Source organism: Gilvimarinus sp. 1_MG-2023 (assembly GCF_030548285.1).
Genome location: NZ_JAUOSC010001376.1, coordinates 1 through 251, shown reverse-complemented (window position 1 = coordinate 251; position 251 = coordinate 1). Strand labels below are relative to the sequence as shown.

The window sequence follows — 251 nt, the reverse complement described above, 5'->3', positions numbered from 1 at the left end:
GGTAAAGGTCTTGCCGCCTTTGGTGACCTGTTCTTCCAGGTTACCTTGCATCAGACCAAGCCAGTTGCCATAGGTGATGACTTTATCTTCCGCGTCTACCGCCGCAACCGAGTCTTCACAATCCATAATGGTGGTCAGAGCCGATTCCATCAGGATATCTTTGACTCCGGCAGAATCAGTGGCGCCAACCATGCTGCTGGCGTCGATTTGCAGTTCAAAGTGCAAGCCGTTGTTAACAAACAGAATCGCCG

General features: G+C 51.4%; 1 pseudogene. It reads right to left on the bottom strand.

The features are described from left to right. Positions 1-251: pseudogene (locus Q4563_RS21345) on the bottom strand (malate synthase G); the annotation flags it as partial.